The following is a 569-nucleotide window of genomic DNA, read 5'->3' as shown; positions in this document are numbered from 1 at the left end:
GGCCGGTGCCGTATTCGATGGTGGCGGGCGATTCGCCGGTGCGGGCCAGGGCCGAGGTGACGTTGAGGCGGATCACCGCGTCGAGGACGGCGGGTTCCAGCGCCTGAGGGAGGAAGACATCCATGTGGCCGGTGCGGGTGTCGGGCACGTTCACGTCGTCTCTGTGGGGTTGCTGTGCTGGTCGAGGGTGTGCCGCAGTTCGGTGTTGAGGCGTCGGGCCTCGGCGAGCTGGTCTTCGAGGATGACGATGCGGCACGCGGCGTCGAGGGCGTTGCCGGCGTCGACGAGTTCACGCACGCGTGCGGCGATACGCAGCTGGTAGCGCGAGTAGCGGCGGTGCCCGCCGCCCGATCGTTGCGGGGTCAGCAGTTGCGCGGCGTCGAGGCTGCGCAGAAACGCTTGGGTGACACCGAGGATTTCCGCGGCGCGTCCCATCGAGTAGGCGGGGTAATCGTCGTCGTCGAGTTTGTCGGCGGCACTGGGACCGTCGGCGGAGTGGGGGTTGGGTAGTTGCACAGGGCCTCTCGGGGTCAACGCCGACAGGCCCCGGCGCGGTTGCGCCGGGGCCT

Annotated in this window: 1 protein-coding gene; it reads right to left on the bottom strand. The window is 69.8% G+C overall.

Going from position 1 to position 569, the window contains the following annotated elements; translation table 11 throughout:
• Positions 1-150 precede the first annotated feature (150 nt).
• Positions 151-435, bottom strand: a complete 285-nt coding sequence (locus tag A5780_RS00025; RefSeq protein ID WP_082857175.1) for a MerR family transcriptional regulator — start codon at positions 433-435, stop codon at positions 151-153.
• Positions 436-569 lie beyond the last annotated feature (134 nt).

The organism is Nocardia sp. 852002-20019_SCH5090214 (assembly GCF_001665865.1).
Lineage (GTDB): Bacteria > Actinomycetota > Actinomycetes > Mycobacteriales > Mycobacteriaceae > Nocardia > Nocardia nova.
Note: the sequence above shows the minus strand (reverse complement) of the source record. Positions and strands in the feature narration are given on the sequence as shown.